This window comes from Devriesea agamarum, from assembly GCF_900070355.1.
In the GTDB taxonomy this organism is placed as follows: domain Bacteria; phylum Actinomycetota; class Actinomycetes; order Actinomycetales; family Dermabacteraceae; genus Devriesea; species Devriesea agamarum.
The window spans coordinates 2,447,003-2,461,921 of sequence record NZ_LN849456.1; the positions used below are offsets into that span (position 1 = coordinate 2,447,003).

General features: G+C 61.8%; 14 protein-coding genes and 1 tRNA gene. 9 read left to right on the top strand and 6 right to left on the bottom strand.

Annotated elements, in window-relative coordinates; all coding sequences use genetic code 11:
• Window positions 1-103 precede the first annotated feature (103 nt).
• Genes BN1724_RS10320 through BN1724_RS10330 form a run of 3 tightly spaced genes read right to left on the bottom strand, consistent with a single transcriptional unit; the run spans window position 104 to window position 4,354 of the window.
• Window positions 104-1,120, bottom strand: a complete 1,017-nt coding sequence (locus BN1724_RS10320; protein WP_058235295.1) for a malate dehydrogenase — start codon at window positions 1,118-1,120, stop codon at window positions 104-106.
• Window positions 1,095-2,603, bottom strand: coding sequence for an aspartate ammonia-lyase (gene aspA / locus BN1724_RS10325; protein WP_084252979.1), 1,509 nt, complete (start codon window positions 2,601-2,603; stop codon window positions 1,095-1,097). Before aspA ends, BN1724_RS10320 begins: the two co-directional genes overlap by 26 nt.
• Before the next feature lie 50 nt (window positions 2,604-2,653).
• Window positions 2,654-4,354 (bottom strand): FAD-dependent oxidoreductase, encoded by a 1,701-nt coding sequence (locus BN1724_RS10330; protein ID WP_058235296.1) that lies wholly within the window; start codon window positions 4,352-4,354, stop codon window positions 2,654-2,656.
• Between the two features lie 321 nt (window positions 4,355-4,675).
• On the opposite strand from BN1724_RS10330, the gene BN1724_RS10335 reads away from it, so the two are divergent.
• The gene (locus BN1724_RS10335; protein ID WP_058235297.1) at window positions 4,676-4,969 is read left to right on the top strand and encodes a DUF3017 domain-containing protein; all 294 of its coding nucleotides are present in this window, start codon (window positions 4,676-4,678) and stop codon (window positions 4,967-4,969) included.
• 72 nt (window positions 4,970-5,041) lie between these two features.
• On the opposite strand, the gene BN1724_RS10340 is transcribed toward BN1724_RS10335, so the two are convergent.
• Window positions 5,042-5,701, bottom strand: a complete 660-nt coding sequence (locus BN1724_RS10340; protein ID WP_058235298.1) for a carbonic anhydrase — start codon at window positions 5,699-5,701, stop codon at window positions 5,042-5,044.
• 89 nt (window positions 5,702-5,790) lie between these two features.
• Here BN1724_RS10340 and BN1724_RS10345 point away from each other — a divergent pair, with 89 nt between their 5' ends.
• From BN1724_RS10345 to galK, 3 genes are read left to right on the top strand one after another with little or no spacing between them, the layout of a single operon-like run.
• Window positions 5,791-7,188, top strand: a complete 1,398-nt coding sequence (locus tag BN1724_RS10345; protein ID WP_157085862.1) for a threonine/serine exporter family protein — start codon at window positions 5,791-5,793, stop codon at window positions 7,186-7,188.
• A 14-nt stretch (window positions 7,189-7,202) separates the two neighbouring features.
• The gene (locus BN1724_RS10350; RefSeq protein ID WP_058235299.1) at window positions 7,203-8,267 is read left to right on the top strand and encodes a lactonase family protein; all 1,065 of its coding nucleotides are present in this window, start codon (window positions 7,203-7,205) and stop codon (window positions 8,265-8,267) included.
• A 28-nt stretch (window positions 8,268-8,295) separates the two neighbouring features.
• Complete coding sequence (galK, locus tag BN1724_RS10355; RefSeq protein WP_058235300.1) at window positions 8,296-9,510, top strand: galactokinase; 1,215 nt, start codon at window positions 8,296-8,298, stop codon at window positions 9,508-9,510.
• Window positions 9,511-9,787: 277 nt separating this feature from the next.
• On the opposite strand, the gene BN1724_RS10360 is transcribed toward galK, so the two are convergent.
• Both BN1724_RS10360 and BN1724_RS10365 read right to left on the bottom strand, forming a co-directional pair.
• Window positions 9,788-10,792: an adenosine deaminase gene (locus BN1724_RS10360; protein WP_269447059.1), complete on the bottom strand. Its 1,005-nt coding sequence runs from the start codon at window positions 10,790-10,792 to the stop codon at window positions 9,788-9,790.
• Window positions 10,793-10,802: 10 nt separating this feature from the next.
• Window positions 10,803-12,047, bottom strand: coding sequence for a pyridoxal phosphate-dependent aminotransferase (locus BN1724_RS10365; RefSeq protein WP_058235301.1), 1,245 nt, complete (start codon window positions 12,045-12,047; stop codon window positions 10,803-10,805).
• A gap of 245 nt (window positions 12,048-12,292) precedes the next feature.
• On the opposite strand from BN1724_RS10365, the gene BN1724_RS10370 reads away from it, so the two are divergent.
• The 5 genes from BN1724_RS10370 to rplA all read left to right on the top strand — a co-directional run bounded on the left by BN1724_RS10370 (window position 12,293) and on the right by rplA (window position 14,824).
• Window positions 12,293-12,365: transfer RNA gene (locus tag BN1724_RS10370), tRNA-Trp, on the top strand.
• 64 nt (window positions 12,366-12,429) lie between these two features.
• Window positions 12,430-12,696, top strand: coding sequence for a preprotein translocase subunit SecE (secE, locus tag BN1724_RS10375; protein WP_058235302.1), 267 nt, complete (start codon window positions 12,430-12,432; stop codon window positions 12,694-12,696).
• 77 nt (window positions 12,697-12,773) lie between these two features.
• Window positions 12,774-13,568 (top strand): transcription termination/antitermination protein NusG, encoded by a 795-nt coding sequence (nusG, locus tag BN1724_RS10380; RefSeq protein WP_058235303.1) that lies wholly within the window; start codon window positions 12,774-12,776, stop codon window positions 13,566-13,568.
• 102 nt (window positions 13,569-13,670) lie between these two features.
• Window positions 13,671-14,102 carry a 50S ribosomal protein L11 gene (gene rplK, locus BN1724_RS10385; RefSeq protein WP_058235304.1) on the top strand — a complete coding sequence of 144 codons (432 nt, stop codon included), beginning with the start codon at window positions 13,671-13,673 and terminating at the stop codon, window positions 14,100-14,102.
• Window positions 14,103-14,107: 5 nt separating this feature from the next.
• A complete protein-coding gene (gene rplA / locus BN1724_RS10390; RefSeq protein ID WP_058235305.1) occupies window positions 14,108-14,824 on the top strand; it encodes a 50S ribosomal protein L1 in 717 nt (238 codons plus the stop codon).
• Window positions 14,825-14,919 lie beyond the last annotated feature (95 nt).

Consider the following 14,919-nt stretch of genomic DNA (forward strand, 5'->3'; position numbering starts at 1 on the left):
GCCGCCTCGCTGCGCCGCCACGCCATAAGGGGTGGTGACTAGGTCAAAACCCGGATGGGCATCAGATTCCAGCAAGCCAGGTGCCCGAAAGCCCACCCCTCAACTACGAAAGCAACCCGAGACTTTTGATCGCCTCCCGCTCATCCAGAACCTCCTGAAGCGTGTCCGCAAAGGCCTCAGATAGCTCAGGATCGGGCACCAACTCCGTGGCCACCTCCCAAGATCCGTTGACCGAACGGGCTGGTGCAGAGAACACAACCCCCTCGGGTACGCCATACCAGCCCTGGGATGGAAGGGCGACGCTGGTCGTGCTCGCCGTACCGCGAACCCAATCCCGGCAGTGCAACACCACCGCGTGCGCAGCGGACGCAGCCGACGAAGCGCCCAGTGCGTCGATGATGGTGGCACCCCGCTGCGCAACGTCCACGCGCAGTTCAGTGTGGGCCCAATGGGCATCCACGAGATCCCGAGCGGGCTGCGCGCCAATAGTGGCATGAGAAATATCGGGAACCTGCGATGCGGAATGGTTGCCCCAGACCACCACCCCGTCGACCTCACCTGGAAGAACGCCAACAGCTTCAGCGAGGCGAGCTACGGTGCGCTGATGGTCCAGCCGCATGAGAGCGGTGACCTGCGACGGAGCTAAATGCGGCGCATGTGCCGCGAGCACCAGAGCATTGGTGTTTGCCGGATTGCCCACCACAACCACCCGCACATCCGGGCGCGCCGCCGAAAGAGCCCGTCCTAGGTCGCGGAAAATCGCGCCATTAGCCTCAAGCAGATCCCGACGCTCCATACCCGGTCCGCGCGGACGAGACCCCACGCACATCACCAGATCGGTATCGCGCAGAGCCTCTTCAGGATCAGTGAACACCTGAATGTCTGACAGCACCGGCGATGCCAGATCGCTCAGCTCCATGGCAATCCCCTCGGCAGCCCGCTGCGCGGCAGGGATCTCCAAAAGATTCAAGCGAATCGGCACATCACCGCCGTGCACAGCACCGAGCGCGAGGTGCGACAACAACGAATAGCCGATGCGTCCGCTGGCCCCTGTCACTGTGATCGTGCGGGGGCGGTCGAAACCACCTGCGTGGTCAGCTGCCCTGTGGGTCGGGGTCATGAGAGGCCTCCATCGTGGCTGGCGAGGCGATTTCGCCGGAATCGGTCAATGGAACATCCAGCACCGGAATAGTGCCGGTTTCGGTCGGGCGGTACGGAGCGGTCATACGGGCAGGAGACAACAGCGAATCCAGATGGGCACGATCTAAAAGCCCCGCTTCAATGACCAGATCGGCAACGGGCCGACCGGTTTCCAATGCCCGTTCAGCGATCTCGGATGCTTTGGAGTATCCGATCACTGGAACCAGCGCGGTCACCACACCGATAGACGAATGCAAATAGTTCGCAAGCACATCGCGGTTGGCGGTAATACCCCGCACACACCGTTCAGAAAGTGTACGCATTGCCCGGGTCATCACCCGGGTCGATTCCAAAATGTTGAATGCGATAACCGGTTCAAAAGCATTCAGTTGTAACTGCCCAGCCTCCGCTGCGAACGTGACCGTGAGGTCATTGCCAATCACCTCGAACGCCACCTGGTTTACGACCTCGGGAATCACCGGGTTGACCTTGCCCGGCATAATCGAGCTGCCCGGCTGAGTAGCCGGAAGGTTAATCTCGTTCAACCCGGTGCGCGGGCCAGACGACAGCAAACGAAGATCATTGCAGATCTTTGAAATTTTGACCGCAATGCGCTTGAGCACCCCAGAGAACGTGACGAACGCGCCGGTGTCACTCGTCGCCTCCACCAGGTCATCCGCGAGCACAAAGTCGATCCCGGTTTCCTTCCTCAGCTCCGCGACCACTGCCGGGGCGTAGCGAGGATCGGTAGTAATCCCGGTGCCAATCGCCGTGGCACCCATATTGATTTCATGGAACAACCGTGCGGTCCGGGTCAGCCGTTCCACATCCTCATGGATAGTGGTGGCAAAACCGCGGAACTCTTGCCCGAGAGTCATCGGAACCGCATCCTGCATCTGGGTGCGGCCCACTTTCAGCACATCGGAAAACTCCTGCCCCTTGGCACGCAAATCAGCGATCAGGGTGTCCATCGCCTCGGCGAGCGCAGGGAACGACAACAAAATAGCTAGCCGCACCGCAGTCGGGTACACATCGTTGGTCGACTGTCCCAAATTCACATGGTTATTGGGATGCAGATATTCGTACTCACCTTTGCGATGCCCGAGTATCTCCAGCGCCCGATTCGCGATCACCTCGTTGGCATTCATATTCGTGCTGGTGCCAGCGCCACCTTGGATCACATCGACCACAAACTGGTCGTGCAAAGCGCCGCCTGCAATCTCTTGACACGCCTGTTCGATGGCTTCAGCCTGTGCGGTTTCGAGCACGCCAAGCTGCTGGTTGGCGCGGGCAGCAGCGAGCTTGACCAGGGCCAGCGCCCGAATCAGATGCGGAAAGTGCGACAGAGGAACATCGGTGATGCGGAAATTCTCCCGGGCCCGAAGGGTTTGAATGCCGTAGTAGACGTCGTCCGGGACTTCGCGGTCGCCAAGCAGGTCGTGCTCGGTGCGCAGATTACTCATGAACTCTTAGCTCCTGGGAATCGGTTTGTCGGCATCATCACCGACGTAGATCATGCTAACCCGCGTTTAAGTGTGATGGCTGGGTCGATCAACTTTTGGGGGTCAACAAAGAGCGGGCTCTGCGATGTCCATCGGCGCAGCGTAGAGCGCACCGCCGAAGTGTCTTTGGGTGCATCCGCCGCTAAAACGGGTCCGAGTGCCCACCCGCCACCGATAGCAATCAGCCCAATGGCGGTGAGCGGATCACCCGGTGATGGGGCACATTCGCGGGCCGCTAGGGCCACGTCACCGGGGAAATCACGAGTCTTGTCGGCGCCTATCCATTGGGCGGCATTGCGCCCGCGCACCACCACCGCGCCTATCCGTTGCACATTGTCGTCGTGACCGGCGGTGAAAACCTGAATCTCTCGGCCGAACAGCGTGGTGAATGCCGGGAGAGCAGCGGCAACCGGGAGCGTGCCCGGCTCGGAGGCGTGAGGCTCTGCGGTGCGGTTAGATTGCCCATGTGAGCTGTGGTGATGTCCGACGGTGTCGCCCATAGACATTGGCTCACAGGTCTCGTTCCCCTCCACCTCTTTTCTCTTCTCCTCTGCCGCTTTCCTCTCCGCTTCCGCCGCAGCGAGCAGATCGGCACCAGCCTGCCCTGAGGCGACCGCCCGGTTCCAGCGCCCTGCGCACCACTGCGCAGCGTCCCCAATCGCGAGCACGCGCCCGTGTGCGAGGACCTGACCGTTACCGTCAAGCACCCGCTGCAGGGAATCGGTCGCCACATGCGGGGTGAGTGCGATATCGGTGTCCGCTAGCCATGCGGTCGCTGGATGAGTTCCAATGGCCCACACCGTGGGTTGCGGGGACGTTTCGGTGTCCTCATGCGTAGACAGTTGGATTTTCACTCCAGAGTCGAGCGCCCAGGAGGTGGGAATAGCCCCGAGCGCGCCAAGATGGGAGGCGAGCAACGGCATCCGCCGGGTCACAATGGTGGCCGGTACGCCGTGGTGACGCGCGGCGGAAGCGGTTTCGAGGCCGATCCATCCGCCGCCATGGATGAGCACTCCTCGCCCAGCAGATGCGGCATCCTCAGCCCATTGCGCGCGCAACCGATTGGCATCCGACGGCCACCGAAGCGAAAGGCGATCCCCCCGAGTTGTGCGGTGATCACTGATCGGAGTGCGTGCAACAGCTCCCGTGGCAATCACTACCCACGACGCCGACATAATTCTCTGCCCTGAACCATCCCCGCCGTCATCGACGATCACCTGGATGGGCTCGGTCGCTCGATTCTTCCCGCCGGTTGACGAGGGTGGTGTGGCAGAAGAAGGCAGATGCAGACCAAGCGCCCGCGTCTTCGGGTGCAGCCTCAGGCGGCCCTGCTGGGCATACTCGGCGCTGAGCTGGAACTGTTCCATGAGCGACGGGGGAGTGTGAGCCGTCGGGGAGAGAATTGCGTCCGTTATCTGCGGCGCGCTCTGCGCTGAATAGGCCGCTCGCCCCGCTAAAAGAGACGGGCTCTGCACCGAACGGGGAGCGTCAGCTAACGACTGAGAAGTTGCCATCCTTTGTGGGTTGGGAAGCGGTTGGAGCAAGAGATCTTTGGTCACCGATCTCGGATCCGCGGCGAAGTTCTCGGCATCAGCAGCGTCAATGACTGTCACCCTGACGTGAGGTGATGTGCGCAGGAGGTGAGCAGCGAAGGCGAGCCCTGAAACGGATGCCCCGATCACCAGAACAGACGTGTGGGCGGAAGAAGTCACGTTCTCATTGTGCTAGGCCCGTCGCAGCCGTGCACGACTGCTGTCCAGCCGTGCACGATTGCTGTCCAGCCGTACACGATTGCTGTCCAGAGGTGCACGATTTGCTGTCCAGCCGTGCATGATCGGCGTTTCAGAGGTGTCTCAGAGTGTCTCAGCGATGTTTCAGTCAGTGATGATCGGTACCTCGGTCATGCATGATCGGTATCCCAGCGATAAAGAATGACTGGCTTTACCGTGCGCGATCATGGTCGTTGTCGGCGCGATCACCGCGGAGAACCCATCAACACGACATAGACGCCGTGATCCCTTTAGGATGCCGGAGTGACATCACGACGGGATCCCTTCACACTGCGCGCGGCTATTCAGCGTCAGCTTGTGCTCGTCGTCGCCCTGCCGCTGGCATTTTTGATCATCGTGTTCGGTGCATTCGGATTCGCAGCGGAGGCCGGGATTGCACTCGCCGTGCTGCTAGGAGCGCTCGCCGTGCTGCGGGCGGTTTTGCCTATCGGCTGGGTCGGGGCGCTTGCCGTGCGGACGCGGGCCGTAGACGTCGCAGTCTTGACAACGTTTGCTGTGGCACTGGTTTTGCTCGCTCTGTCAGCACCAAACCTCTGACGGAGCGCCGCAGTAAGACGCCGCGGTCAGCGGTGCGTACTCAACCCCTGTTCTCACGCAGGTCCTCCTATTCTAGGTCGCGTCGACCTGCGCAAATATGTCACCGGTTGGTGGTGACACGAGACGTACGCGTCCGTCATTGAGCTGATACACCCCGCCTGCGATCAGAAGCTGATGCCGCTGTGCCGTCTTAGACACGATTGACGATGACTGTGCGATGCTCAGCATTGTGGCCCGAACATGCTGGTCAATATCGGGAATAGCCGCGGCTGGTTCCACGATCGGTTCGCCGGGTTGTTCCAGATGAGGCCTGATGCGGTCGGTCAAGGTTCCGATGCGCCCAGGTGGTCGCGGCGCACCAGCCATCACGGCCCGAGTTGCGGCGAGTGCCCCGCACCCTTCATGACCGAGCACAAACACCAGGGGCACATGCAACACCGCGACGGCGAACTCAATGGACGCAAGCGATGAATCCCCGACCACCTGGCCCGCGTTGCGGATGACGAATAGATCGCCGAGCCCGTGGTCAAACGCGATTTCCACAGGAACTCGCGAATCTGAGCATCCGAGCACTGCGGCGAACGGCTCCTGCCCGGCCAAAAGCTCATCGCGACGGCCTGGATGCTGGTTCATGCGGACCGCTGCGTCCTCGGCAAAGCGTTGGTTCCCGTCGAGCAGCGCTTTCAGTGCGCGATGAGGTCCGGGATGGGAGGCGGCAATCCGATGCGGCACGAGGTCTCCTGGGGCGGTTGGGGAATGTGACCCATCGTAGGGTCGATGGACTCTCGCACGGCGAGCGGTCCGTATGTCACGATCGAGGCGTGAACAGCGAGAGCCAGCGACTTCACGCGATCTTCAATCATGCGATCCGGACAGGTGAGCTTATGCTCGCCAATGGAGCGTCGGCTGCTGACGTCACCGCGTCGATACTGCGTATTGTGACGGCCTCGGGGATCAGAGACGTGTCGGCCACCGTGACGTTCACGGAAATATCGCTGTCCCATCTGCCCGGGCCCTATGCGGTTCCCTTCACCCGGATGCGGGTGGTAGAGGCACGAACCCAAGATTTCGGGCGCTTAGACGCCTTGGAGAACGCTACCCAGCGCTATTGCACCGGTGAGATTTCGCTCTCAGAAGCGGTGGAAGAACTTGAGGCAATTCAGCAGCGTCGGCAGGGATACCCTCGCTGGCTAGTTTTGTCCGCGTGGGGCTTGATGGGAGGATCAGCCGCCCTGGGACTGGGCAGTGGCACCTTGGTTGCGGTCGCGGCGGCGATTTCCGCCATGGTGCTGACCGTGATGATCGAGATGCTGGGGTCACGGCGGGTTCCCGATTTTTACATTCAGGTGTGCGGTGGTTTCGTGGCCACCATCGCTGCGATTGTGGTGCAGTTCGTCGACCCGGGCGTCAACTCCTCACTGGTCGTGATTTCCTGCCTGATTGTACTGCTCGCGGGCCTGACCTCGATTGGCGCGGTGCAAGACGCCATCACCGGATGGTATCTGACTGCGAACGGACGAATCCTAGAGACGGTGTTACTCACCCTGGGATTGGTCGTCGGGGTGCAAGGCGGAATTCTGCTGGCCGACCGGTTTGGGTCGGATATCTCGGTGTCGACGTCGATGCCGGTAACCCTCGCGTCGTTCACCGTGTTGCTGATAGCGAACTCTTTGATCGGTTTGGGCTATGCGGTGGGAACTCATATGCCAGCCCGGGTCCTTCCGGCGGCGGTTGCCACGTCAGCTGTGGCGGGCGCCATCACGGTGGGTTTAGAAGTCGCCGGGGTGCAGCGAACCTGGGCGGCGGGCTTTGCATCCTGCGCGGTGGGCCTTGCCGCGGTCATATTTGGGCGCAGGCTGCGCACCCCGGCGCTGTTGTTCGTGATGTGCGGGGTGGTGCCGTTGGTGCCCGGTTCGGTGATTTACCGCGGTTTGTTCGGGCTGCAAAACGATCCTGACCAGGGAATGCTGGATCTTCTGACCGCGGCGGGGATTGCCATAGCGCTCGCCGCGGGCGCCGTTTTTGGTCAATTTGTGGCCACAGCGCTCAGTTGGCGGATAGCTCGAGCCGGTAGCGCATTCATGCCCGTGATCTCCGCGCCGTTCTCCACTGTGCGTCGTCGTCGGCGCGCAACTTCGATGGGACGACGCTGGAATCGCAGACAGACGGGACCGAGCGTGGATACGATGACGACCACCAAGCCGTCCGATCTCACGTAACCCTAGGAGTCAATATGGACACCCTTGTCGCAACCGGGTGCTACACCACCGCGACCGGAGGCCGCGGTAAAGGGATCGGCTTGTGGAAGCTCGATTCTGATGCCCTCGCGTTGAGATTGCTCGGGTACGTGGAGGCGGACTCTCCTTCGTTTTTGGCGTGGCATCCCACCCTGCCGGTTCTGTACGCGGTACACGAAACCGCTCCGACGCAGGTCAGCGCGTTCCGGCTGGTCGGAGAGGACAGCGATACGCCCAGCTTGGAATCCACAGGGACGCTGACCCTCAGCGGCGAGGGGGGCTGCCACATTGTGGTGGGTCCGCGCGCGCAGACAGTGATCATCTCTGAATACACCTCCGGAATGGTGGAGACCATTTCCCTCACGGAGGATGGTTCCCTCGGCGACGTGATCGACGTTGACGATCACCATTCCTACGGGCGTACCCGCACGCCGCACCCGCACCAGTGCATTCTGATGCCCGGCACCGGCGACAAACGGTTCCTAGTCAGCGACCTGGGACTTGACCGCCTGTTCAGTTACGAACAGGCCGGGGACGGTCACATCGAGATGACCGGTGAAATCGTCCTGGAACGGGGGAGCGGGCCGCGTCATGTCGCTGCGGACCACGAGAGTGGGAACCTGTATGTTGCATGCGAGCTGGATGGCACGCTCGTGACTGTTCGGCGTGATGTGGAGCACGTGTCGGAGGCTGTGTGGCCGCGGGTGGAACCAACCTATTCGGTGGTCTCGCGCATCCCGGCGTCCAGTGTGAGCGGCCCGAATGCTGTCTCCCACATTCAAGTGTCCCAGCGTGAAAACTTTGTGCTGGTCGCTAATCGGGGCCCGGATTCGCTCAGCGCGTTCTCGCTCGGCGGTATGATCCCCGAACATGTGAGCGAAATCGGGGTTGGAGCTTCCCCGCGCCATTTCGCGCATGTCGAGGACCTCGTGCTGGTCGCGGCCCAGGAGGCCGACCGTATTGACCTCGTCCGCTGGTCTCGTGACGGCGAGTTGGAAATCGCTGCCGACCCGGTACCCAGCCCATCTGTGACCTGTATCGCGCCCAAGCTCCGGGCGTGAGTGCATATCCACCTCGGAGGATTACCCCGTGAACACCAGCCCTTCTCCCATCTTTACGGAGGCCCCTGACCGCGTAGATGCCGCGGCCCGGGTGAGTGATCAGTTCGTTGAGGTGTTCGGGTACAGCCCGGACGGGGTGTGGTCGGCGCCGGGCCGCGTCAACATTATTGGAGAGCACGTCGACTATCAGGACGGCCTGTGCTTGCCGATGGCGATCGAACATCGCTGTTTTGTGGCTGCAGCCCGCACCCCCGCCGATGTGGTGCGTCTGCGCAGTGTGCAAAGCGATGAGGTCTTTGAAGGGAACTTCCGCGACCTGGCTCCGGGCGAAGTCCCGGGCTGGGCCGCCTATGTTGCCGGTGTGCTGTGGGCGGTTCGCCCCTATATGGCGGGCTCTCAGCCCGGCGGCGTGGACATCCTGGTCGATGGTTATGTTCCGCTGGGTTCGGGTTTGTCCTCCTCGGCGTCCCTGGAATGCTCAGTAGTGACCACCGTGGATTCGCTGCTCAGCCTCGGCATGAGCGACGCGGAGAAGATCCGCGCCGCTATTCGTGCGGAGACCGAATTCGCGGGCGCGTCCACGGGTGGTTTGGATCAGTCGGCGTCTGTTCTGTGTACCGAGGGGCACGCGATTGTTCTGGACTGTCGCGATATCAGCACCCGGTCGGTGCCCTGGGATCTGGGGCGGCAAGGTCTTGCGCTGCTGGTGATCGACACTAAGGCCGAGCACTCCCATGTTGACGGTGAGTATGTTGCGCGCCGCCGCGATAGTGAGGCTGCGGCTAAGGCGTTGGGTGTGGCAACTCTGCGCGAGGTCCAGGCGGCTGATCTGGACTCGCTGCTGCCTCGCATTGAGGATGAGACCGTGCGTCGTCGGGCCCGACACGTGGTTACCGAGATTCAGCGGGTCCGTGATTTCGCGGACCTATTGAACGCGGGCACGGTGCGGGCTCACGTGGACGCTCTCGGCGCCCTGATGAACGCCTCGCACAACTCTCTGCGCGACGACTACGAGGTGACCTGCAAGGAACTCGATCTGGCGGTGGACACGGCCCGCAGTGCGGGCGCTTATGGTGCCCGGATGACCGGCGGCGGGTTCGGTGGCAGCGCCATCGCTTTGGTGGAGGAGGACAAGGTCCAGGAAACTGCTCAGGCGATTGCTGACGCTTTTGCTGCGCAGGGTTTGCGTGCTCCGCAGTTCATCGTCTCGATTGCGGCTGACGGCGCCGGTCAGGACCGCTGAGCCGGTGGCCTTTCAGCACCGCTGAACTGCTGGCCTGCAGAGACGCTGAGCTTGAGCTAGCGACCGACCAGGACCGCTAACGTCTTGACTGGACGCGAGACACCGTCATTGATGGCGCCTCGCGTCCAGTTTTTTTGTGTGTGCCGGGGCGCTTTTGTCTCTGTGTCCTCGGCGCGAGCTCACGATGTATCCGTGGTGGGTACACACATGTCTTACGATCCTTTACCGGCCCTGTCCGTCAGTAGTGACACCCGGTTGTATGCCGATATCAGGTTCGCTACGCCGCTATCCAGCGATCTATTCCGCGTAGGAGCCGCTGTTTCACCTCGTCTTCGGCGCGCGATGCGAGCACCGAGGAGCGGGCGAGATCTGCGAGTTCCCGGTCGGTAAATCCGAGTCGCCGCGCGGTCTCATACTGGTCCAGCAAACGAGTGCCAAACAGCAGGGGGTCATCCGCGCCGAGAGCAACCCGGGCCCCCGCTGACACCAGGTGGCGCAGGGGGACCTCATTCTCGTGACGGTACACACCGAGCGACACATTGGATCCTGGACAGACTTCGAGGGCGACGCCAGCCTGCACAATGTCGTCGAGCAGGCGGGGATCTTCGCTCGCACGCACCCCGTGACCGAGCCGGTCAGGACGCAAACTATTCAGCACTTCGCGAATATGCTCCGGACCGAGCAGCTCTCCGCCGTGAGGAACCAGGGCCAATCCCGCTCGGGACGCAATTTTGAACGCGGGTCCAAACTCCGACGTCACCCCGCGGCGTTCGTCGTTGGACAGGCCGAACGCCACCACTCGTCCCGCATGTTTGGCGGCTAGGCGGGCCAGCACCCGGGCATCTAAAGGGTGACGGGTCCGGGAGGCGGCAACGATAACCCCGATGCTGACCCCGGTGTCCTTCTCCGCCTGAGCAGCCTCATCGAGCACGATCTCCAAGGCTGGTGTAATGCCGCCGACAAACGGCGCGTAACTGGTCGGGTCAACCTGGATTTCCAGGCGCCCAGAGCCCTCTTGGGCATCATCTTGGGCGGCTTCGCGCACAATACGTCGCATCGCGGATTCATCGCGGACGACCGCCCGTGCGGCATCGTAATGCCGTTGGAAGCGAAACCAGCCACGGGCAGTAGGCTCAAGACGCAGGGGATCTTCATCGTCGAGCCCACGCATCAGCCGAATACGGTGCTGATGCGCAAGCTCGTACAGGGTGTCCCTGCGCATCGAGCCGGTGAAATGCAGATGCAAATGCGCTTTGGGAAGGTCCCGCAAATCACGAGGCACGAGCCGCGCCTTAGCGGGCGAGCAAACGCTGAACGCGCTCGATTCCCTCGACGAGATCATCGTCGGCTAGGGCGTAGGAAAACCGCAGGTGGCCCGGTGCACCGAATGCTTCGCCCGGCACGGCCGCGACTTCGGCCTCGTCCAAAATCAGTTCAGCCAGCTCAGCGGAGGTTGAGACGCGGTGACCGGCGATTTCAGTGCCCAAAGCAGCTGAGACATCCGGGAAGGCGTAAAACGCGCCTTGCGGAGTGGGAACGTTGAATTGAGGAATCTCCGACAGCATCTGGATGATCGTGCGGCGCCTGCGGTCAAACGCTTCTCGCATCCGGGTGACCTCATCCATCTCGCCGGTCAGTGCGGCAATTGCGGCTCTCTGGGCCACATTGCACGTGTTGGAGGTCAGATGGGACTGAAGGTTTGAGGCGGCTTTCACCACATCAGCAGGCCCGATCAGCCATCCCACGCGCCAACCGGTCATCGCGAACGTCTTGGCGACACCGTTGAGCAGGACACAGTGATCAGCAAGTTCCGGAACAGCGTCGAGGACGGAGGTGAACACCGCCCCGTCATAGGTCAGGTGTTGATAGATTTCGTCGGAAATCACCCACACGTTGTGCTCAAGGGCCCAGCGTCCAATGTCCTTGATTAACTCGGGGCTGGCGACAGCACCGGTCGGGTTTGACGGCGAACACAGCACAAGCGCCTTGGTCGCGGGGGTGCGGGCGGCTTCAAGCTGTTCGATCGTGGGGAGGTATCCCTGGTCAACTCCGGAAAACACTTCAACCACCCGGGCGCCGGTGAGCTGGATGGCCTCGGGGTACGTGGTCCAGTACGGTGCGGGCAGAATAACCTCGTCGCCCGGATCTAAAAGAGTCTGAAACGCCTGGTATACAGCCTGTTTGCCGCCGTTGGTGACAAGCACCTGGGACGGTTCAACCTCAATGTGGTCGTAGCGCTTCGTCGCGTCGGCAATGGCCTGGCGCAGCTCGGGCAGGCCCGCGCACGGCGTATAGCGGTGGTTGCGGGTATCGGCGCAGGCTTCCTGGGCCGCCGCCACGATGTGTGCCGGAGTGGGGAAGTCGGGTTCACCCGCACCGAAACCGATAACCGGTCGGCCTTCTGCTTTAAGTCGTTTCGCTTTGGCATCCACGACCAGCGTGGCTGATTCCGAAATGGATCCGATGAGATGGGATATACGGGCGCGGGTGTTGTCGGTCACGACACCTATCGTGGCAGATGGCAGCTGGGATGTCATAGGAATCTGAGATTGGCGTATGCGGGTGCTGTAAGAACTAGGCGGCATGCAGACGGGGAATCACCCGGGCCTAAGAACTCAGTCCTCGAGATCGGTGTTCAAGATAGGTGCTCGGGATCTGTGCAGCGCATTTGAAGCCTCACAATGCGCTCTGGATGTGAGGTCGCTCAATCCGATTCGACCGAACGGCCCGCTGACCCTATGATGGACCTCGGTCTGTCCCTCGGTTATGAGGGCAACTGTTTAGGGTAGTGGCGCAATTGGTAGCGCAGCGGTCTCCAAAACCGCAGGTTGCAGGTTCGAGTCCTGTCTACCCTGCTCCGTCCCCCCGGATCCACCGAGGGGAGGCACGATGACGCGACGAGAACGGAACGCGAGGAACGTGAACTCAGCGCAGAAGCCGGCTAAGCCCGGCTCAGGCGAGCCCGCTACGCGGGGTCGGGGAAACCCGTTCCTGGCGATCGGGCTGTTTGTGCGTCAGGTCATCGCCGAACTGAAAAAGGTTGTCACCCCGACGAAGCAGGAACTGTGGTCGTATTCGATCACCGTGCTGCTGTTTGTGATCGTGATGATCCTGATCGTGTTCGGACTCGACATCGTGTTCGGCTGGCTTGCACGCGTAACTTTTGCGGGGTCTGCCGCCGGCTGAGCCGGACGCATGCACCAGTGGCGCAGGGCTGAACCCTGACCACCACCCCTACGTCGGATACGAAAGCAGGTTGCACGGTGAGTGACGAGAAGTCGGAGGAGATCCTCGACCACGATGTCGAGGCCGACGAAATGCCTAAGGCCCCCGCTGCGGCCGATGATCACAACGAATCAGCTGACGACACCGTTAACGCCGAATCGGCTGACGCCGTGGATAGCGCCGACGAGACTGCGGACCAGGCTGAGGCCGAAGATTCCGGTTCCCACCTGCCTGAAGAGGAAGATCCGGCTGCCCTTCTGCGCCGTAAGCTGCGCAGCGCGCCGGGCGAATGGTATGTCGTACATTCCTATTCGGGGCACGAAAACCGGGTGAAGAACCAGCTCACCACCCGCATCGAAACCCAGTCCATGGAGGATTACATCTTCCAGGTTGAGGTTCCGATGGAGGATGCCGTCGAGATTAAGAACGGCCAGAAGAAAATGGTGCGCCGGGTACGAGTTCCCGGTTACGTGCTGGTTCGCATGGAGCTGACCGATGAGTCCTGGGGCTGTGTGCGGCACACCCCGGGTGTGACCGGATTCGTGGGCAATAGCCATCAGCCGGTCCCGCTTAGCTTCGATGAGATTTACCAGATGCTGTTGCCGATGATTGAACTGTCGGAACGGCCCACCTCCAAGAAGTCTTCTAAGCCGGAGAAGGTTCCCGCCTTTGAAGTAGGCGAGTCTGTCACCGTCATGGAAGGGCCGTTTGAAACCATGCCGGCCACTATCGCCGAAATCGATGGCGAACACCAAAAGCTCCGGGTTCTTGTGTCCATCTTTGGGCGTGAGACCCCGGTTGAGCTCGCGTTTAACCAGGTCGCCAAGATCTGAGCCGCGGGCTTATCCCGCACCGTTCCGCTGAGCGGGACGCGTCGGGTTGCAGTGGGAGGGGCGTCACCGCCCTGCCCGGACCACGACACACAAGGAAGAGCTATGCCTCCTAAGAAGAAGGTCGCGAGCCTCATCAAGCTCCAGATCAACGCGGGTGCTGCAACGCCCGCCCCGCCGATCGGCCCGGCACTCGGCGCCGCCGGCGTGAACATCATGGAGTTCTGCAAGGCGTACAACGCGGCAACCGAGTCGCAGCGCGGCTCCGTCATCCCCGTTGAAATCACGGTGTACGAGGACCGCTCGTTCACCTTCATCACCAAGACCCCGCCGGCTGCCGAGCTGATCAAGAAGGCCGCCGGACTGGATAAGGGTTCGTCTACCCCGCACAGCGTCAAGGTCGGTTCGATCACGATGGCTCAGTGCAAAGAGATCGCGGAAACTAAGATGCCCGATCTCAACGCGAACGATATCGACGCGGCAGCCAAGATTGTGGCCGGAACCGCGAAGTCCATGGGCATCACGGTGGAGGGCTGAGACAGATGGCATTTCGTAGCAAGGGTTACAAGGACGCTGCCGCAAAGATCGAGGCCGGGCGGTTCTACGCTCCTCTCGACGCCGTACGTCTGGCCCAGAAGACCTCCCCGGCTAAGTTCGACGCCTCTGTTGAGGTTGCGATGTGCCTGGGCGTGGATCCCCGCAAGGCCGACCAGATGGTGCGCGGTACCGTCAACCTGCCGAACGGCACCGGTAAGACCGCCCGCGTGATCGTGTTCGCCACCGGCCCGCAGGCCGAGGCCGCAGTGGAAGCTGGCGCCGACGAGGTTGGCTCTGACGAGCTGATCGCGAAGGTCGCAGGCGGCTGGACCGACTTCGATGCCGCTGTCGCCACCCCGAACCTGATGGGCAAGGTTGGCAAGCTGGGCCGCGTGCTTGGCCCCCGCGGCCTCATGCCGAACCCCAAGACCGGCACCGTCACCATGGACACCGCTAAGGCTGTGGCTGACATCAAGGGTGGCAAGATCGAGTTCCGCACCGACCGCGCCGCGAACCTGCACTTCATCATCGGTAAGACCTCATTCACCGATCAGCAGCTCATGGAGAACTACGTGGCGGCGCTGGAGGAGATCCTGCGTCTGAAGCCGTCCTCCTCCAAGGGTCGTTACATCACGAAGATCACCGTGTCCACCACCATGGGCCCGGGCATCCCGGTCGACGTGAACCGTACTCGTAACCTCACCGAGGGCGAGGACGCCTGAGCTTCATCGCTCGCTGATTGAGGCTCAACGCTGACATCGCACAGGCCCCTGATCCACAACGGATCGGGGGCCTGTGCTTATATCGGATCCTGTTG